The following is an 18,673-nucleotide window of genomic DNA, read 5'->3' as shown; positions in this document are numbered from 1 at the left end:
CGACTTAACGGAGGCGACATGTCGGCCCCCCAGGCTTCCCAGCCCACGGTGCTCGACGGGATCGTCGCCGGAGTGCTCGAGGACCTCGCGGTCCGCCAGGCGTCCGTGTCCGAGGCCGACCTCCGCGCAGCCCTGGCCGATGTCGACGCGCCGCGCGACCCGATGCCCCACCTGCGCGGCGCCGGGTCGAGCGTGATCGCGGAGGTCAAGCGCAAGAGCCCCAGCAAGGGCGAGCTGGCCGAGATCGCCGATCCCGCCGCGCTGGCGCTGGAGTACGCCGCCGGCGGAGCCGCCGCGATCAGCGTGCTCACCGAGCAGCGCCGGTTCAACGGCAGCCTGGCCGACCTGCGGGCCGTGCGGGCCGCGGTCGACACCCCGATCCTGCGCAAGGACTTCATCGTCACCGAGTACCAGCTGCTCGAGGCGCGCGCTGCCGGCGCCGACCTCGCCCTGCTCATCGTGGCGTCGCTGCCGGGCGAGACGCTGTCGCGCCTCCACGACTACGCCCGCGAGCTCGGGCTCACGGTGCTGGTCGAGGTGCACGACGAGATCGAGGTGGCCCGGGCCGTTGACCTGGGTGCCGAGCTGATCGGCGTCAACGCCCGCAACCTCAAGACGCTCGCCGTCGACCCCGACACCTTCGGGCGCCTCGCGCCGCAGGTGCCGGCCGACCGGGTGCTCGTTGCCGAGTCCGGTATCACCGGGCCCGAGGACGTCCAGCGGTTCGTCGACGAGGGCGCCCGCGCGGTGCTCGTGGGCGAGGCACTGGTGAAGAACGGCGCGCCGCGTGACGCGGTCGCTGACATGACAGGTCTGCAGAGGACAGGGAATCGATGAGCACGTACGGCGCCGATGACTTCGGCTGGTTCGGGGGAGTGGGCGCCTTCGGCGGCCGCTTCATGCCCGAGGCACTGATCGCAGCACTCGACGAGCTGGACATCGCCTGGCAGAAGGCGATGGTCGACCCGACCTTCACCGCGGAGTTCGAGGGCCTGCTCACGAACTACGCCGGTGTCCCGAGCATGTTGTACGACGCCCACCGGCTCTCCGAGCACGCGGGCGCCCGGATCCTGCTCAAGCGCGAGGACCTCAACCACACCGGCGCGCACAAGATCCGCAACGTCCTGGGCCAGGCCCTGCTGACCAAGCGGATGGGCAAGACCCGCGTCATCGCCGAGACCGGAGCCGGACAGCACGGTGTCGCCTCGGCGACCGCTGCCGCGTACCTCGGCCTGGACTGCACCGTCTACATGGGCGAGGTCGACACCGAGCGCCAGGCGCTCAACGTCGCCCGCATGCAGCTGCTCGGCGCCGAGGTGATTCCGGTGACGAGCGGTTCGCGCACCCTCAAGGACGCGATCAACGAGGCGCTGCGCGACTGGGTCGCCAGCGTCGACCACACCGCCTACCTGTTCGGCACCGCCGCGGGTCCGCACCCGTTCCCCAGCCTGGTGCTGTCGTTCGTGCGCGGCATCGGCGACGAGGCACGCCAGCAGTGCCTGGACCTGACGGGCCGCCTGCCCGACGCGATCACCGCCTGTGTCGGCGGCGGATCCAACGCGATCGGCCTGTTCGCCGGGTTCCTCGACGACGCCGACGTGGACATCTACGGCTTCGAGGCCGGCGGAGACGGTGTGGAGACCGGGCGGCACGCCGCGACGATCTTCGCCGGCTCCATCGGTGTCCTGCACGGCGCCCGCACCTTCGTCCTGCAGGACGAGGACGGCCAGACCATCGAGTCCCACTCGATCTCCGCCGGCCTGGACTACCCCGGGGTCGGACCGCAGCATGCCGCGCTGGCCGAGGCCCGCCGGGCGACGTACCTCCCGGTGACCGACGCCGAAGCGATGGACGCGATGTCCCTCCTGGCGCGCACCGAGGGCATCATCCCCGCCATCGAGTCGGCGCACGCCGTCGCGGGCACGCTGAAGATCGCCAAGGAACGGCAGGGCGAGACCCTGCTCATCAACCTGTCCGGTCGTGGTGACAAGGACATGGGCACCGCGCTGGAGTACTTCAACCTCGGCACCGCTGGGGAGGCGAAGTGACCAGCAGCAGCATCGCGTTCGAGAAGGCCCGCGCCGCGGGCCGGGCCGCCCTCGTCGGCTATCTCCCGGCCGGCTTCCCCGACGTCGACGGCAGCATCGCCGCCCTCAAGGCGATGGTCGATGCCGGCTGCGACGTCATCGAGATCGGCCTGCCGTACAGCGACCCGGTCATGGACGGCCCGACCATCCAGGCAGCGGCCCAGCAGGCCCTCGAGGGCGGGATCCGCACCAGCGACGTGCTCCGCACCGTCGAAGCCGTTGCCGCCACCGGCACGCCCACGCTGGTGATGACCTACTGGAACCCCGTCGAGCGGTACGGCGTCGAGCGGTTCACCCGCGATCTCGCCAGCGCCGGCGGTGCGGGCCTGATCACGCCCGACCTGACGCCGGACTTCGCGCCCGAGTGGATCGCGGCGGCCGACGAGCACGGCCTCGACAAGGTGTTCCTCGTCGCACCGTCCTCCACGGACGAACGGATCGCCATGACGACCGCGGCCTGCCGCGGCTTCGTCTACGCCACCGCCGTCATGGGCGTCACGGGCGCCCGGGCGTCCACCAGTGACCTCGCCGGTCCCCTCGTCGCCCGCACCAAGGCGGCGACGAGCATTCCCGTCGGCGTCGGGCTCGGAGTCAGCAACGGTGCGCAGGCGGCCGAGGTGGCGTCGTACGCCGACGGCGTGATCGTCGGATCCGCATTCGTCCGCGTGCTCCTGGACAACGCGGGGGACCATGCTGCCGGACTGGCCGCGCTCTCGGCATTGACCGAGGATCTCGCGGCTGGCGTCGCCGGGGGCGTGCGTGCGTAGGACGTTCCGCCTCGTCGTACTGCTGATGGCCCTCGGTCTGCTGGGCACGGCCTGCGGGAGCGACCCGGAGGAGTTCACCGGGACCCGGCTCAAGAACCCCTATGCCGCTCCGGACATCGCGCTGACCGACACCGCCGGGCAGCCTTACTCGCTGGCCGCCGACACCGACAAGCCGCTCACACTGGTCTTCTTCGGCTACACCAAGTGCCCGGACTTCTGTCCGATGGTGCTCAACAACATCGCCGCCGCGCTGAACCGGGTCGACGAGGCCGACCGCAAGAAGGTCGACGTGGTGCTGGTGACGACCGATCCCGCGCGCGACACCCCCAAGGTGATGCGTGAGTACCTCGATCGCTTCAACAAGGACTTCATCGGCCTGACCGGCGACCTCGACACGATCATCGCGGTCGGCGACCCGTTGGCGGTCTACGTCAACGACGGCAAGCTGCTGCCCACCGGGGGATACGACCTCGGTGGACACTCGACCTTCACACTCGCCATCGACGGCGACGACGAGGCCATCGCACTGTGGAACCAGGAGACGTCGAACACCGAGTTCGCCGCCGACATCCACACCCTGCTGAACCAGGACGAGGACTAGGACCAACGACGTGTTGCCCCAGCTGATCACCGCCTCCATCCCGAGCCCGGCCAACGGGGTCTGGCACCTCGGGCCGTTCCCGCTCCGCGGCTACGCCCTGTGCATCATCCTCGGCATCATCGTCGCCATCTGGATCGGCGAGAAGCGCTGGGCCGCCCGCGGCGGCACCATCGGCGAGATGCAGGACGTCGCGATCTGGGCTGTCCCGTTCGGGCTCGTCGGCGCCCGGCTCTACCACGTCGCCACCGACTGGAAGGGCTACTTCGGGGAGGGCGGCGACCCGGTGTCGGCCCTGTACGTCTGGCACGGCGGCCTCGGCATCTGGGGCGGCGTGGCGCTCGGCGCTGTCGGCGCCTGGATCGGGGCCCGGCGCAAGGGCATCAAGGTGCTGCCCATGCTCGACGCCCTCGCACCCGGTGTGCTCGTCGCCCAGGCGATCGGACGCTGGGGCAACTGGTTCAACCAGGAGCTCTACGGAAAGCCGACCGACCTGCCCTGGGGCCTGGAGATCGACAAGGCCCACTTCAGCAGCTCCTACGAGCAGCAGCTTTTCGACGCCGGCAAGCCGCTGCCCGACATGGCGACGTTCCACCCGACGTACCTCTACGAGTTCTTCTGGAACCTCGCCGCGTTCGCGTTCATCATCTGGCTCGAGCGCCGCTACCGCCTGGGCTACGGCCGCGTGATGGCCGTCTACGTCATGGCCTACACGGCAGGGCGTGGCTGGATCGAGTACCTCCGCATCGACGACGTCCAGCTCGACAACGTGCTCGGCCTGCGCTTCAACGTGTGGACCTCGATCGTGCTCTTCGTGGCGGCCGCGGCGTACTTCATCTGGTCCTCCCGGAACCGACCAGGTCGCGAGGAAACGGTGTACGTCGACGGCCGGATCTCGGAGGTCGAGACTGACGTCTCAACGACCGAGAAGACGGTCACGGACGATTCCGATGTGACGGACGAGGCATCCACCAGCGACTAACGATTGGTCAGGGGCGGTTCACACGGTGGTAATCTGGGACTTCCGCCGCGTGGGCCAGTGACGTCCCTTGCGCCTCACCTTCTGTGGCCCCTTCAAGTGGAGTGCCCACAGACGTAGTCGACGGGAGAACCCTGGTGCCTTATACGCACGCGTTCCCGCCGCCGGAGGGTCTTTACGACCCGCGTCACGAAAAGGACGCCTGCGGCGTCGCTTTCGTTGCGACGCTCACCGGTATCGCCAGCCACGACATCGTGGTGAAGGCCCTCACGGCCCTCCGCAACCTGGACCACCGCGGCGCCGCCGGCGCCGAGGTCAACTCCGGCGACGGTGCCGGCATCCTGATGCAGGTGCCGGACGCCTTCCTGCGCGACGCAGCCGTCGAGGCCGGATTCACCCTGCCCGCCGCCGGCCGCTACGCCGTCGGTACGGCGTTCCTGCCGGGCGATGAGGAGCACGTCGCCAAGACGCGCCGCCGCATCGAGGAGATCGCCGTCGAAGAGGGCCTGACCGTCCTCGGCTGGCGCGAGGTCCCGATCAACCCCACGATCCTCGGCACCATGGCGCTCAGCGTCATGCCGACGTTCAGCCAGCTCTTCGTGCAGGCCAACCCCTTCGGTGCCGAGCCCGTCAGTGGCCTCGACCTCGAGCGGCTGGCCTTCTGCCTGCGCAAGCGGGCCGAGCGCGAGACCGACGTGTACTTCCCGTCGCTGTCGTCGCGCACCCTCGCCTACAAGGGCATGCTGACGACCGACCAGCTCGACAACTTCTTCCCCGACCTGGTCGACGAGCGGATGGCCTCGGCCCTCGCTGTCGTCCACTCGCGGTTCTCGACGAACACGTTCCCGAGCTGGCCGCTGTCGCACCCGTTCCGGTTCATCGCCCACAACGGCGAGATCAACACCGTCATGGGCAACCGCAACTGGATGCGGGCCCGCGAGGCGCTGCTCACGTCCGACGCGATCCCCGGTGACCTCGACCGGCTGTTCCCGATCTGCACCCCCGGTGCCTCGGACTCCGCGTCGTTCGACGAGGTGCTCGAGCTGCTCCACATGGGTGGGCGCAGCCTGCCGCACGCCGTGCTGATGATGATCCCGGAGGCGTGGGAGAACCACACCGAGATGTCGGAGCTGCGGCGCGACTTCTACCGCTTCCACTCCACGATGATGGAGCCCTGGGACGGGCCGGCGTGTGTCGTCTTCACCGACGGCACCCAGATCGGCGCGGTCCTGGACCGCAACGGCCTGCGCCCCGCCCGGTACTGGGTCACCGAGGACGGTCTCGTCGTCCTCGCCTCGGAGGTCGGCGTGCTCGACCTCGACCCGGCCACCGTGGTCCGCAAGGGCCGCCTGCAGCCGGGCCGGATGTTCCTCGTCGACACCGATGAGCACCGGATCATCGAGGACGAGGAGATCAAGGACCAGCTTGCTGCCGAGCGCCCGTACGGCGAGTGGCTGCACGCCGGCATGATCCACCTCGACGACATCCCCGAGCGTGAGCACATCGTGCACACCCACGCCTCGGTGACGCGTCGCCAGCAGGTCTTCGGCTACACCGAGGAAGAGCTGCGGATCCTGCTCACGCCGATGGCGAACACCGGGGGCGAGGCCCTCGGCTCGATGGGTACCGACACCCCGATCGCGGCCCTCAGCGAGAAGCCCCGGCTGCTGTTCGACTACTTCAGCCAGCTGTTCGCGCAGGTCACGAACCCGCCGCTGGACGCGATCCGCGAGGAGCTCGTCACCTCGCTCAACGGCAGCATCGGTCCGGAGTCCAACGTCCTGGAGCCGAGCCCGGCCTCGTGTCGTCAGGTCTCCCTGCCGTTCCCGGTCATCTCCAACGACGACCTGGCCAAGATCCGTCACATCAACCGCGACGGCGACCACCCCGGCTTCGTGACCCACGTGTCCCGCGGCCTGTACGCCGTCGAGGGTGGCGGAGCGGCCATGGCCGCCCGCCTCGACGAGATCTGCGCCGAGGTCAGCCAGGCGATCGCCGATGGTGCCCGCATCATCGTGCTCTCCGACCGTCACTCCACCGCCGAGCTCGCGCCGATCCCGTCGCTGCTGCTCACCGGTGCCGTGCACCACCACCTGGTCCGCGAGAAGACCCGCACCCAGGTCGGCCTGCTGGTCGAGGCCGGCGACGTCCGCGAGGTGCACCACGTCGCGCTCCTCGTCGGGTACGGCGCGGCCGCGGTCAACCCGTACCTCGCGATGGAGTCCGTCGAGGACCTCGCCCGCGAGGGGTACTACGTCACGACCGAGCCCGAGCAGGCGGTCAAGAACCTGATCAAGGGCCTCGGCAAGGGCGTCCTGAAGGTCATGAGCAAGATCGGTGTCTCGACCGTCGCGTCGTACACCGGTGCCCAGATCTTCGAGTGCATCGGTCTCTCGCAGGCCGTCGTCGACCGCTACTTCACCGGTACGACGTCCAAGCTCGGCGGCATCGAGCTCGACGTCATCGCCCAGGAGGTCGCCGCCCGGCACGCCAAGGCGTACCCGCCGGCCGGCATCGCGCCCGCGCACCGCGAGCTCGAGATCGGTGGCGAGTACCAGTGGCGTCGTGAGGGGGAGCCGCACCTGTTCAACCCGGAGACGGTCTTCCGCCTCCAGCACTCCACCCGTACCGGTCGCTACGACATCTTCAAGCAGTACACCGCTGCGGTGGACGAGCAGTCCGAGAAGCTGATGACGCTGCGCGGCCTGTTCCGGTTCAAGGACGCCGCGGAGTCCGGTCGCGCGCCGATCTCCATCGACGAGGTCGAGCCGATCTCGTCGATCGTGAAGCGGTTCTCGACCGGCGCGATGTCGTACGGCTCGATCTCCCGTGAGGCCCACGAGACGCTGGCCATCGCCATGAACCGGTTGGGCGCGAAGTCCAACACCGGTGAAGGTGGCGAGGACGCCGACCGCCTCTACGACCCCGAGCGGCGCAGCTCGATCAAGCAGGTCGCCTCGGGCCGCTTCGGCGTCACGAGCGAGTACCTCACCAACGCCGACGACATCCAGATCAAGATGGCGCAGGGCGCCAAGCCCGGCGAGGGTGGCCAGCTGCCCGGCAACAAGGTGTACCCGTGGGTGGCCAAGACCCGGCACTCCACGCCGGGTGTGGGCCTGATCAGCCCGCCGCCGCACCACGACATCTACTCGATCGAGGACCTGGCCCAGCTGATCCACGACCTCAAGAACGCCAACCCGTCGGCCCGCGTCCACGTGAAGCTGGTCTCCGAGGTCGGCGTCGGCACGGTCGCTGCGGGTGTGTCGAAGGCGCACGCCGACGTCGTCCTGATCTCCGGCCACGACGGCGGAACGGGCGCCTCGCCGCTGACCTCGCTCAAGCACGCCGGTGGTCCCTGGGAGCTCGGCCTCGCCGAGGCCCAGCAGACCCTGCTGCTCAACGGCCTGCGCGACCGCATCGTCGTGCAGACCGACGGTCAGCTCAAGACCGGCCGTGACGTCGTCATCGCTGCCCTGCTCGGTGCCGAGGAGTTCGGTTTCGCGACCGCTCCGCTGGTGGTGTCGGGCTGCATCCTGATGCGCGTGTGCCACCTCGACACCTGCCCCGTGGGCGTCGCGACGCAGAACCCTGTCCTGCGCGAGCGGTTCAGCGGCAAGGCCGAGTACGTCGTCAACTTCTTCGAGTTCATCGCCCAGGAAGTTCGCGAGCTGCTCGCCGAGCTCGGCTTCCGCAGCATCGAGGAAGCCGTCGGCCAGGTGCAGGCCCTCGACACGGTCGGTGCCGTCACGCACTGGAAGGCGGCGGGCCTCGATCTGGCGCCGATCCTGCACAAGGTCGACGTCGCCGAGACGCACTTCCCTGACCAGGACCTCCGCAACACCGGCACCCAGGACCACGGCCTGGACCGGTCGCTGGACGTCACGGAGATCCTTCCGCTGGCGCAGCCGGCGCTGGAGTCCGGAGAGCCGGTGCGCGCTCAGCTGAGCATCCGCAACGTCAACCGGACCGTCGGCACGATCCTGGGCCACGAGGTCACCAAGAAGTACGGCGGCGCGGGCCTGCCCGACGGAACGATCGACCTGACGTTCATCGGTTCGGCCGGGCAGTCGCTGGGTGCGTTCGTGCCGAACGGCATCACGCTGCGACTCGAGGGCGACGCCAACGACTACGTCGGCAAGGGCCTCTCGGGCGGCCGGATCGCGATCCGTCCCGACCGCAACGCGTCCTTCCGTGCCAACGAGCACATCATCGCGGGCAACACGATCGCGTACGGCGCCACGTCGGGCGAGATCTTCATCCGCGGCGGGGTGGGCGAGCGCTGCTGCGTCCGCAACTCCGGTGCCACGGTCGTCACCGAAGGTGTCGGCGACCACGGGTGCGAGTACATGACCGGCGGTCGGGTGGTCGTCCTCGGCAAGACCGGGCGCAACTTCGCGGCCGGCATGTCCGGCGGCGTCGCCTGGGTGCTCGACCTCAAGCACAACCGTGTCAACGGCGAGCTCGTGGAGCTGGGTCCGGTGACCGGTGCCCATGCTGACGAGCTCGAGCAGATCGTTCGCACGCATCACGAAGAGACCGGTTCGGACGTGGCTGCCGAGCTGCTCGCCGACTGGACCACCGCACTGACGCGGTTCACCGAAGTCATGCCGCGCGACTACCGGATCGTGCTCGAAGCCAAGGCCAAGGCCGAAGCCGAGGGACTCGACGAGGATGGCGTGGCCCACGCGATGATGGGGGCCCTCCATGGCTGATCCCAAGGGATTCTTGAAGAGCGACCGTGAGGTCGCGACCCGCCGTCCCGTCGAGGAGCGGATCCAGGACTGGAACGAGGTCTACCCGGGAGGGATCGGCCGCGCCCTGCTGCCGATCATCAACGTGCAGGCCAGCCGTTGCATGGACTGCGGCATCCCGTTCTGCCACCAGGGCTGCCCGCTCGGGAACATCATTCCCGAGTGGAACGACCTCGTGTTCCGCAACGACTGGGAGGGCGCGATCGAGCGCCTGCACGCGACCAACAACTTCCCGGAGTTCACCGGTCGCCTCTGCCCGGCCCCGTGCGAGACCGCTTGCGTGCTCGGCATCAACCAGCCGGCCGTGACGATCAAGAACATCGAGGTCTCGATCATCGACAAGGCCTTCGACTCCGGCTTCGTGCGGCCGCAGCCGCCGGAGTGGCTGTCGGGCAAGACGATCGCGGTCGTCGGCTCGGGTCCTGCCGGCCTCGCTGCCGCCCAGCAGCTGACGCGTGCGGGTCACACCGTCGCCGTCTACGAACGGGCCGACAAGCCCGGTGGGCTGCTGCGCTACGGCATCCCCGAGTTCAAGATGGAGAAGAAGCACGTCGACCAGCGCCTCGAGCAGATGAAGCGCGAGGGCACCGTGTTCCGTTCGGGTGTCGAGGTCGGCAGTGGTGACCTCACCGGACAGGCCCTCAAGGACCGGTACGACGCCGTCGTGATCGCGATCGGCTCGACCGTTGCGCGTGACCTGCCGGTGCCCGGACGCGAGCTCAACGGCATCCACCAGGCGATGGAATTCCTCCCGCAGGCCAACCGCGTCGCGCTGGGGGAGACCGTCGAGGGGCAGATCCGTGCGGACGGCAAGCACGTCGTCATCATCGGTGGCGGTGACACCGGCGCCGACTGCCTCGGCACCTCGGTGCGCCAGGGCGCGGCCTCGATCACGCAGCTCGAGATCCTGCCGGAGCCTCCGGTCGACCGTCCCGCGGGACAGCCGTGGCCGACGTACCCGATGACGTTCCGGATCTCCTCGGCCCACGAAGAGGCCGGTGACCGGGTCTACTCGGTGTCGACCAAGGAGTTCCTGGGCGACGAGGACGGCAACGTCCGCGCGCTGCGGATCGTCGAGGTCTCGTTCGAGGGCGGCAAGCTCGTCGAGAAGGAGGGTTCGGAGCGGGAGATCCCGGCCGACCTCGTCCTGTTCGCGATGGGCTTCGTCGGACCCGAGCAGCCCGGTCTGGTCGAGCAGCTCGGTGTCGAGCTCGACGAGCGCGGCAACATCAAGCGGTCGAACAACTACGCGACCTCGGTCGACGGCGTGTTCGTCGCCGGTGACGCCGGTCGTGGCCAGTCGCTCATCGTGTGGGCCATCGCCGAGGGCCGTGCGGCCGCCGCTGGTGTGGACGAGTTCCTCACCGGCAGCACCCAGCTGCCCGCGCCGATTCCACCCACTGCTCGCCCCTTGGTGGTCTGAACGTTCCAACGAGCCGATAGGGTGCACACGTGCGGAGAGCCAAGATCGTGTGCACCCTGGGGCCGGCCACCAGTTCCGAGAGGCGGATCCGCGAGCTGGTCTACGCCGGGATGGACGTGGCCCGGCTCAACATGAGCCACGGCAGCCACGAGCAGCACGCGGAGGCCTACCGGCTGGTCCGCGAGGCCTCGGACGCCAGCGGCCACGGCGTCGGCATCCTCGCTGACCTGCAGGGCCCGAAGATCCGCCTCGAGCGGTTCTCCGGCGGCCCGGTCCGGCTCACGCGCGGACAGCGCTGGACGATCACCACCCGCGACGTCGACGGCAACGCCGAGATCTGTGGGACGACGTACAAGGGCCTGCCCGGTGATGTCGCCCCGGGTGACCCGCTCCTGATCGACGACGGCAAGGTCCGCCTGCGGGTGGTGGAGGTCGTCGACGGCACGGACGTGGTGACCGAGGTCCTGGTCGCCGGCATGGTGAGCAACAACAAGGGCATCAACCTGCCCGGTGTCGCCGTATCGGTGCCGGCCCTGTCCGAGAAGGACATCACCGACCTCCGGTTCGCCCTGCACCTCGGTGTCGACTTCATCGCCCTCAGCTTCGTGCGGAACGCCCAGGATGCCGAGGACGTGCGCGCGATCATGCGCGAAGAAGGCATCATGCTGCCGATCATCGCCAAGATCGAGAAGCCCCAGGCCGTCGAGAACCTCGACGAGGTCATCAAGGCGTTCGACGCCTTCATGGTGGCTCGCGGCGACCTCGGTGTGGAGTGTCCGCTGGAGGAGGTGCCCTTCCTCCAGAAGAAGATCATCGTGGCCGCCCGGCGCAACGCGAAGCCCGTCATCGTGGCGACCCAGATGCTCGAATCGATGATCACCAGCCCGGCGCCCACCCGCGCCGAGGCCAGTGACGTCGCCAACGCGGTGCTCGACGGCGCCGACGCCGTGATGCTCTCGGGGGAGACCGGTGTGGGAGAGCACCCGATCCACACCGTGGAGACGATGGCCCGGATCATCGCCGCCACCGAGGAGCACGCGCTCGTCGACGACACGTTCAGCCGGTTCGGACGCATCGAGTGGGACCCGCACACCCGTGCCGGCGTGATCACCAAGGCGGCCGAGGAGGTGGCCCAGCGGGTGAACGCGAAGTATGTCGTCGCGTTCACCCAGTCCGGTGACTCGGCCCGTCGCCTCGCGCGGCTGCGCAGCTCCATCCCGGTGCTGGCCTTCACCCCCGAGGCCCGCTGCCGCTCGCAGCTCGCCGTCACCTGGGGCGTCGAGGCCTTCCAGACCAAGACCGTCGAGCACACCGACGAGATGGTCCGCCAGGTCGACGAGGAGCTGCTGAAGATCGGCCGCGTGCAAGAAGGCGACCTGGTCGTGATCGTCGCCGGCAGCCCGCCGGGCATCCCCGGCTCTACGAACGCGCTGCGCATCCACCGGATGGGCGACGCCATCAATGAAGCCGCCCCGGCGTACCGAAGGCGCTGAGCGTCAGCTCTTCAAGCCGATCAGCTCGTCGAGTCGAGCCACGGCCTCGCGTCGGGACACGCTGATCACCCGGACGTTCGACTGACGCCACGGGATGTCAACGAGGTCGAGCGCCCAGCAGCAGAGCTCACGGATGTCCTGGGACGCATTCACGAACTGCCAGCGGGGATATTCGTAGGTCTTGAGCTGTCCTGCCACCGGCCTGCGCGCCCAGTTCTTCACGCGGCTCCCGTCGGAGTGGAACAGCCCACGCAGGAAGGGCCCGGGGTGGTCCTCGACGATGGTGCGCTGCCATTCCTCGAGCAGGATCGGGCGCAGGTGTTTCGGGCCAGGGCCGTGTTGCGGAAAGAGACAAGGCCAGTGCTGCCATCGGGACTGGACGTTGACGCATCCCGGTCGGCGGAGCAGCGCTTCCCGGCCCGTCGGATGCACGGCGGCCATGCATGCTGCGACGTCCTCGATGATTGATGGGTACGTCGCGTCGCAGCTGACGCGGAGGGCGTAGTAGCGCTTGCCGCGAGCAATGTGCCCGTCGCCGAGGTAGAACCCGAGCAGCGCGGCGTACGCCTCCTCCGGGAGAACCGCCGATCCGCAACGAGCACAGGATGCTCGACGTCGCGCGAACGCCTCCGGATCCTTGGACCAGCCGATCACCGTCGAGAGACTGACACCGGTCTCACCTGACACCGTGGTCCAGGTGGCGCCGGACTGCCTGAGCGCCATGGCTCGATTCCGCATGTGTTCCGAGTACACAGCGTCGATGCTCGCGCGAGGCTCCGACACTTCAGGTGCCCCGGGTGAGATTCGAACTCACACTGGATGTGGTTTGAGCACATTGTCTCTGCCGTTGGACTACCGGGGCCGGTGACCGTCGAAAACCGTAGCCGAGACGCCTGTGCAGCGCCGCATCGCCCCGCCCCGATAGCCTTGCCTCGTGACCGAGACCGCCGCGACCCCTTCGCCCTCGACCCCACGGCAGCGCACCGTGGTGATCGCCGAGGACGAGACCCTGATCCGGATGGACCTTGCCGAGATGCTGGCCGACGAGGGGTACGACGTCGTCGGCCAGGCCGGCGACGGGCAGCGTGCGATCGAGCTGGCCGAGGAGCACCGTCCCGACCTGGTCATCCTGGACGTGAAGATGCCGGTGCTCGATGGCATCGCGGCCGCCGAGGCGATCGCCGGCAAGCGGATCGCGCCGGTCGTGATGCTGACCGCGTTCTCGCAGCGCGACCTGGTGGAGCGGGCGCGTGAGGCCGGCGCGATGTCGTACCTCGTCAAGCCGTTCTCGCAGACCGACCTGGTGCCGGCGATCGAGATGGCGGTCAGCCGGTTTGCCGAGATCACCCAACTGGAGAGCGAGGTCACCGACCTCAAGGAGCGCCTCGAGACCCGCAAGGCCGTGGATCGTGCCAAGGGGATCCTCCAGGAGCAGCTCTCGCTGTCCGAGGGTGACGCATTCCGGTGGATCCAGAAGACCGCCATGGACCTGCGGATGTCGATGCGCGAGGTTGCCGACGGAATTGTCACGCACGGCGTCCCGGGCGGGACATCTGCGTAAATAATCCGTGTGATGCGGCTCTCAGGTAACAGATTCATCAGGATTCGACCTCAGAGCCGCCGAGTTGCTTCCGCCCCACCCGAATGCGGGTGTAGGTTCCCGCGGCAGGACACGTCCTCCGCGTGCAGCGACCGCTGCACGCCGGAACGACACAGGAAGCGGGAATTGTCTTGAGGCGTAACAAGGTAGTCGGGCTCGGCGCGGTTGTGCTGACCCTCGGCCTTTCACTGACGGCATGTGGGACCACTGAGGACGGCGACGGCGGCAGCGACGCCGCCTGCGATCTCAAGCTCGCGTTCTTCGGCCCGGAGACCGGGCCGGCGGCTGGCCTCGGCAAGCCGATCATCCAGGGCATGCAGCTCGCCGTCGACGAGTACAACGACGACGCCGACTGCGACGTCGAAATGGTCAAGTACGACTCGCAGGGCAGCCCGGACGAGGCTCCGTCGCTGGCCACCGAGGTCGCGGGCGACGAGTCCATCGTCGGTGTCGTGGGCCCGGCCTTCTCCGGTGAAGGTGCCGCAGCTGGCCCGATCTTCGCCGAGGCCGGCGTTCCGACGGTCACCCCGTCGGGCACCAACCCCGGTCTGTCCACCAACGGCTGGGACACCTTCCACCGTGCCCTCGGCAACGACGCGACCCAGGGTCCCGCCGCTGCCAAGTACATCAAGGACACGCTGAAGGCTGCCTCGGTCTTCGTCATCGATGACGCCTCCGAGTACGGCGCCGGCCTTGCCGGCATCGTCGAGAAGGACCTCTCTGGCGCGGTCAAGGGCACCGACACCATCCAGACGGGCCAGACTGACTTCTCCACGACGGTCACCAAGGTGAACGACGCCAAGCCGGACGCTGTCTTCTTCGGTGGTTACTACGCCGAGGCGACGATCCTCATCGGTCAGCTCCGCGACGGTGGCTACGAAGGCAAGTTCGTCGTTGCCGACGGCGTGAAGGACCCGGCGTTCCTCGACGCGAAGGACGCCGCTGAGGGCACCATCATCACCTGCCCGTGCATCCCGGACACCGACCCGGCCGTCGCGACCTTCGCGAAGGACTACGAGGCGGAGTTCGGCGAGGCGCCGGGCACCTATGCCGCCGAGGCGTACGACGCCGCGAACATCTTCCTCGACGGCATCGAGTCGGGCATCGACAACCGCGAGGACCTGCTCGCCTTCGTCAACGACTACGACGAGAAGGGCATCACCAAGCAGCTGAAGTTCGACAAGACGGGTGAGCCGGCCGACGTCCACGTGTACGCGTACACGGTCAAGGGCGGCGCCATCGTCCCCGAGGGCGAGATCAAGTGATCGACGGCTGAACCGTTTCACAACCATGACAGTGCGGCGGTCGGGGACGTGCGTCCCCGACCGCCTCTCTGTCCACAACCAGGGGCCAGGAGGCCTGGGTGAATTTCGAATTCTTCTTCAACAACCTTCCCGAGCTCACCATCACCGGGCTCGCGTTTGGTGCCATCTACGCGCTGATCGCGCTCGGCTACACGATGGTCTACGGCGTTCTCCAGCTGATCAACTTCGCTCACTCCGAAGTGTTCATGTACGGCACGTTCGCGACACTCTGGACGGTCATCGCCCTCAATGCGGCTGATGCGAACGGCGTGAAGCTGATCGCGATCCTGATCGTGGCGTTGTTCGCCTCGATGGCGTTGTCCGCCCTGATCGCACTGGCTCTCGAGCGGGTGGCCTATCGCAGCCTGATCGAACGGGACGCACCGCGCCTGATCGCCCTGATCTCCGCGATCGGTGCCTCGTTCGTCCTCGCCGAGATCATGGGCCTGCGCGACCGCATCGCCGGCTGGTTCGGCCTCGAGGACGACCTCAGCGAATACGTCGGCAAGGCCCGCATCAACAACAGCATGGCCGGCACGCTCGAGAAGCCGCGCTTCGATGTCGCCGGGGTCTCCATCTCGAGCATCGACATCATCGTGATCGTTGCGGCGATCGGCATGATGGTCCTGCTCGACCAGTTCGTACGACGGTCCCGACTCGGCAAGGGCATCCGCGCCACCGCGCAGGATCCCGAGACCGCGTCGTTGATGGGCGTCAACCCGACCCGGACCATCCAGGTCACCTTCCTCATCGGCGGTCTGATGGCCGGTGTGGCGGCGTTCCTCTACATGCTCAAGATCGACACGACCAAGTACGACGTCGGCTTCCTGCTCGGCGTCAAGGCCTTCACGGCCGCCGTGCTCGGTGGCATCGGCAACCTGCGCGGCGCCCTGCTGGGTGGCCTGGTGCTCGGTGTGGCGGAGAACTGGGGCCAGGCACTGTTCGGCGGTGAGTGGCGTGACGTGATCGCCTTCGTCCTGCTGGTCCTCATCCTGCTCGTCCGGCCCACCGGCCTCCTGGGCGAGTCGCTCGGAAAGGCGCGGGCATGAACATCGGTTTCAAGGACAAGTTGACCGGGCTCCCGAAGCCCGTGCGGATCCTGCTCTGGATCCTGTTGGCGCTCTTCGCCTACGCGTTGCCGTTGCTCGAGCTGCCGATCATCTCGACGCCCGGCGTCGACTTCGGTGGCGTGCTGTTCACGGTGACGATCTACTGCCTCGTGGCGCTCGGGCTCAACATCGTCGTCGGCTATGCAGGCCTGCTCGACCTCGGGTACGTCGGCTTCTACGCCATCGGCGCCTACACCGTCGGCATCCTGACGTCGTTCCACGCGAACTGGCCGCTGCTCCTCGCGATTCCGGTTGCGGTCGTGGCTGCCATGATCTCGGGCGTCATCCTGGGCGCACCGACCCTGCGGGTCCGCGGCGACTACCTCGCCATCGTGACCCTCGGGTTCGGCGAGATCATCCGCCTCACCGCGGTGAACCTCGAGTGGCTCGGCGACGCACGCGGCATCAAGAACATCGCCAAGCCGCCGAACATCGGTGACGAGAAGACCGGCCTGTTCGAGATCCCGCACCTGCTCTGGGGCGACGGCACCGTGCTGGTCGACACCGAGCACCCGACGAAGTTCCTCGTGTTCGGCTACATCGACCAGGTGCCGTACTACTGGATGGGCCTGACCGCGGTCATCATCGTGCTGATCGCCGACATCCTCATCAAGAGCAGTCGGGTCGGCCGCGCCTGGGAGGCCACGCGCGAGGACGAGGACGCCGCCGAGCTGATGGGTGTCCCCACCTTCAAGTTCAAGCTGCTGGCCTTCTCCACCGGCGCGTTCGTCGGTGGCCTGGCCGGTGCGCTCTACGCCAGTCGCCAGGGGTTCATCAACCCGCTGTCGTTCCTGCTCCTCTACTCGATCCTGTTCCTCGCGGCCGTGGTCGTCGGTGGACAGGGGAACAGGTGGGGCGTCCTGCTGGGCGCGATCCTGGTCGCCTACCTGCCGCAGCGGTTCCGGGAGTTCGACGACTTCCGGGTGCTCGCCTTCGGCGCCGCACTCGTGCTGCTCGCGACCTTGCGTCCCGAGGGCCTGCTGCCGCCGAAGCGAACGGTCCGCGCCAAGCAGCTGGAACAGGAGCTCGAAGAGCTCGAACAAGGCACCGACGAGGGAGAGGAGGCAGCCCGTGTCTGAACGCATCCTGGATGTCCAGGGCCTGACGTTGAAATTCGGTGGCCTGACCGCCCTCGACGACGTCTCGCTCCACATCAACGAGGGCGAGATCCTCGGCCTGATCGGCCCCAACGGAGCCGGCAAGACCACCTGCTTCAACGCGATCACCGGTGTCTACGCACCGACGAACGGCGACATCCTGTTCCAGGGCAAGTCGATCGTGGGCATGAAGAAGCACCAGATCACCAAGCAGGGGATCGCGCGCACCTTCCAGAACATCCGGCTGTTCCCGACGATGACCGCGCTCGAGAACGTGCTCGTGGGGGCCGACGCCCAGCACAGCACGGGCATGCTGACCGCGCTGTTCCGGTTGCCCAAGCACCGGCGGGAGGAGAGGCAGGGCCACGAGCGGGCGATGGAGCTGCTCCGCTTCATGGGCATCCACCGCAAGGCCGACGAGCTGGCGGCCAACCTCTCCTACGGCGACCAGCGGCGTCTGGAGATCGCGCGGGCGATGGCCACCGGCCCGAAGCTGATCTGTCTCGACGAGCCGGCCGCGGGCTTCAACCCGGCGGAGAAGGTCGAGCTGATGGACCTGATCCGCAAGGTGCGCGACCAGGGCTTCACCGTGCTGCTGATCGAACACGACATGCGTCTGGTCATGGGCGTGACCGACCGGATCGTGGTGCTGGAGTTCGGCCGCAAGATCGCCGAGGGCAGCCCGTCCGAGATCCGTGACAACCCGGCGGTCATCGCCGCCTATCTGGGAGTGGACGAAGAAGATGCTTCTTGAGGTCGAAGGCCTCTGTGTCAACTACGGGCACATCGAGGCAATCCGTGACATCAGTTTCGGCGTGCCGGAAGGCACCGTCACCACCCTGATCGGCGCCAACGGCGCCGGGAAGACCACGACGCTGAAGACGGTCTCGGGGTTGCGGAAGGTGCGCGCCGGATCCATCAAGTTCGAGGGCAAGGACATCACCTCGATCGAGCCCTACAACCGGGTGAAGCTGGGCATCAGCCAGTCCCCGGAAGGGCGCCGCTGCTTCATCGGCATGACCGTGCGCGAGAACCTGGAGATGGGTGCGTTCACGCGCAAGGACCGCAAGACCGCGGCCTATCGTGAGGACCTCGACCGGGTGCTGGCGTTGTTCCCGCGCCTGGACGAGCGGATCGACCAGGTCGCCGGCACCATGTCGGGTGGCGAGCAGCAGATGCTGGCGATGGGGCGAGCCCTGATGTCGCGCCCGCGCCTGTTGCTGCTCGACGAGCCGTCCATGGGCCTGGCGCCCAAGCTGATCCAGCAGATCTTCTCGATCATCACCGAGATCAACCAGCAGGGCACGACGGTGCTGCTGGTCGAGCAGAACGCTGCGCAGGCGCTCAAGCGCTCGCACGACGCCCACATCCTCGAGACGGGCTCGATCGTGCGTACGGGCACCGGCAAGGAGCTGGCCGGCGACCCCGCCGTCAAGGCCGCCTACCTCGGTGGCGACGTGTGAGT

At 68.1% G+C, this 18,673-nt stretch carries 15 protein-coding genes and 1 tRNA gene; 14 read left to right on the top strand and 2 right to left on the bottom strand.

The annotated features are described in order from the left end of the window. The first annotated feature begins 18 nt into the window (after nucleotides 1-18). From trpC to pyk, 8 genes are all read left to right on the top strand, one after another. Nucleotides 19-837 carry an indole-3-glycerol phosphate synthase TrpC gene (gene trpC, locus ACOACQ_RS01070; protein ID WP_378599899.1) on the top strand — a complete coding sequence of 273 codons (819 nt, stop codon included), beginning with the start codon at nucleotides 19-21 and terminating at the stop codon, nucleotides 835-837. Next, nucleotides 834-2,048: a tryptophan synthase subunit beta gene (gene trpB, locus ACOACQ_RS01065; protein WP_420287432.1), complete on the top strand. Its 1,215-nt coding sequence runs from the start codon at nucleotides 834-836 to the stop codon at nucleotides 2,046-2,048. Before trpC ends, trpB begins: the two co-directional genes overlap by 4 nt. Then, nucleotides 2,045-2,854 carry a tryptophan synthase subunit alpha gene (gene trpA, locus ACOACQ_RS01060; protein ID WP_378599956.1) on the top strand — a complete coding sequence of 270 codons (810 nt, stop codon included), beginning with the start codon at nucleotides 2,045-2,047 and terminating at the stop codon, nucleotides 2,852-2,854. The genes trpB and trpA overlap by 4 nt, the downstream gene beginning before the upstream one ends. After that, complete coding sequence (locus ACOACQ_RS01055; RefSeq protein WP_378599894.1) at nucleotides 2,847-3,455, top strand: SCO family protein; 609 nt, start codon at nucleotides 2,847-2,849, stop codon at nucleotides 3,453-3,455. Before trpA ends, ACOACQ_RS01055 begins: the two co-directional genes overlap by 8 nt. A 10-nt stretch (nucleotides 3,456-3,465) precedes the next feature. Then, nucleotides 3,466-4,434 carry a prolipoprotein diacylglyceryl transferase gene (gene lgt / locus ACOACQ_RS01050; RefSeq protein WP_420287431.1) on the top strand — a complete coding sequence of 323 codons (969 nt, stop codon included), beginning with the start codon at nucleotides 3,466-3,468 and terminating at the stop codon, nucleotides 4,432-4,434. A gap of 134 nt (nucleotides 4,435-4,568) precedes the next feature. Then, complete coding sequence (gene gltB / locus ACOACQ_RS01045; protein WP_420287430.1) at nucleotides 4,569-9,143, top strand: glutamate synthase large subunit; 4,575 nt, start codon at nucleotides 4,569-4,571, stop codon at nucleotides 9,141-9,143. After that, the gene (locus ACOACQ_RS01040; RefSeq protein WP_378599887.1) at nucleotides 9,136-10,605 is read left to right on the top strand and encodes a glutamate synthase subunit beta; all 1,470 of its coding nucleotides are present in this window, start codon (nucleotides 9,136-9,138) and stop codon (nucleotides 10,603-10,605) included. Before gltB ends, ACOACQ_RS01040 begins: the two co-directional genes overlap by 8 nt. 29 nt (nucleotides 10,606-10,634) lie before the next feature. Continuing rightward, a complete protein-coding gene (gene pyk, locus ACOACQ_RS01035) occupies nucleotides 10,635-12,098 on the top strand; it encodes a pyruvate kinase (RefSeq protein WP_378599884.1) in 1,464 nt (487 codons plus the stop codon). Nucleotides 12,099-12,101: 3 nt separating this feature from the next. Here pyk and ACOACQ_RS01030 read toward each other — a convergent pair whose 3' ends face one another. Then, on the bottom strand, nucleotides 12,102-12,821 hold the full coding sequence (locus tag ACOACQ_RS01030; RefSeq protein WP_378599882.1) for a transcriptional regulator: 720 nt from the start codon (nucleotides 12,819-12,821) through the stop codon (nucleotides 12,102-12,104). Between the two features lie 66 nt (nucleotides 12,822-12,887). Continuing rightward, a tRNA-Leu gene (locus ACOACQ_RS01025) sits at nucleotides 12,888-12,960 on the bottom strand. A gap of 72 nt (nucleotides 12,961-13,032) precedes the next feature. Here ACOACQ_RS01025 and ACOACQ_RS01020 point away from each other — a divergent pair. The 6 genes from ACOACQ_RS01020 to ACOACQ_RS00995 all read left to right on the top strand — a co-directional run bounded on the left by ACOACQ_RS01020 (nucleotide 13,033) and on the right by ACOACQ_RS00995 (nucleotide 18,671). Further along, complete coding sequence (locus ACOACQ_RS01020; protein WP_378599879.1) at nucleotides 13,033-13,659, top strand: ANTAR domain-containing response regulator; 627 nt, start codon at nucleotides 13,033-13,035, stop codon at nucleotides 13,657-13,659. A 170-nt stretch (nucleotides 13,660-13,829) separates the two neighbouring features. Further along, nucleotides 13,830-14,963 (top strand): branched-chain amino acid ABC transporter substrate-binding protein, encoded by a 1,134-nt coding sequence (locus tag ACOACQ_RS01015; protein ID WP_420287429.1) that lies wholly within the window; start codon nucleotides 13,830-13,832, stop codon nucleotides 14,961-14,963. 98 nt (nucleotides 14,964-15,061) lie between these two features. Beyond that, a complete protein-coding gene (locus ACOACQ_RS01010; RefSeq protein ID WP_378599874.1) occupies nucleotides 15,062-16,051 on the top strand; it encodes a branched-chain amino acid ABC transporter permease in 990 nt (329 codons plus the stop codon). After that, nucleotides 16,048-17,190, top strand: coding sequence for a branched-chain amino acid ABC transporter permease (locus tag ACOACQ_RS01005; RefSeq protein ID WP_378599871.1), 1,143 nt, complete (start codon nucleotides 16,048-16,050; stop codon nucleotides 17,188-17,190). The genes ACOACQ_RS01010 and ACOACQ_RS01005 overlap by 4 nt, the downstream gene beginning before the upstream one ends. Continuing rightward, on the top strand, nucleotides 17,183-17,962 hold the full coding sequence (locus ACOACQ_RS01000; RefSeq protein ID WP_378599869.1) for an ABC transporter ATP-binding protein: 780 nt from the start codon (nucleotides 17,183-17,185) through the stop codon (nucleotides 17,960-17,962). The genes ACOACQ_RS01005 and ACOACQ_RS01000 overlap by 8 nt, the downstream gene beginning before the upstream one ends. After that, entirely contained in the window at nucleotides 17,952-18,671 is a 720-nt protein-coding gene (locus ACOACQ_RS00995) for an ABC transporter ATP-binding protein (RefSeq protein WP_378599866.1), read from the top strand. The genes ACOACQ_RS01000 and ACOACQ_RS00995 overlap by 11 nt, the downstream gene beginning before the upstream one ends. The last annotated feature ends 2 nt before the right edge of the window (nucleotides 18,672-18,673 follow it).

Origin of the sequence: Nocardioides sp. CPCC 206347 (assembly GCF_048654605.1) — a bacterium.
GTDB lineage: Bacteria > Actinomycetota > Actinomycetes > Propionibacteriales > Nocardioidaceae > Nocardioides.
The sequence above is the reverse complement of the archived record's forward strand: the minus strand, read 5'-3'. Positions and strand labels throughout refer to the sequence as shown.

Excerpts from the sequence above, each read along its gene's own strand:
- trpC (WP_378599899.1), top strand. The coding sequence starts at position 19 with ATGTCGGCCCCCCAGGCTTCCCAGCCCACGGTGCTCGACGGGATCGTC.
- trpB (WP_420287432.1), top strand. The coding sequence starts at position 834 with ATGAGCACGTACGGCGCCGATGACTTCGGCTGGTTCGGGGGAGTGGGC.
- ACOACQ_RS01040 (WP_378599887.1), top strand. The coding sequence starts at position 9,136 with ATGGCTGATCCCAAGGGATTCTTGAAGAGCGACCGTGAGGTCGCGACC.
- ACOACQ_RS01030 (WP_378599882.1), bottom strand. The coding sequence starts at position 12,821 with ATGGCGCTCAGGCAGTCCGGCGCCACCTGGACCACGGTGTCAGGTGAG.
- ACOACQ_RS01005 (WP_378599871.1), top strand. The coding sequence starts at position 16,048 with ATGAACATCGGTTTCAAGGACAAGTTGACCGGGCTCCCGAAGCCCGTG.
- ACOACQ_RS00995 (WP_378599866.1), top strand. The coding sequence starts at position 17,952 with ATGCTTCTTGAGGTCGAAGGCCTCTGTGTCAACTACGGGCACATCGAG.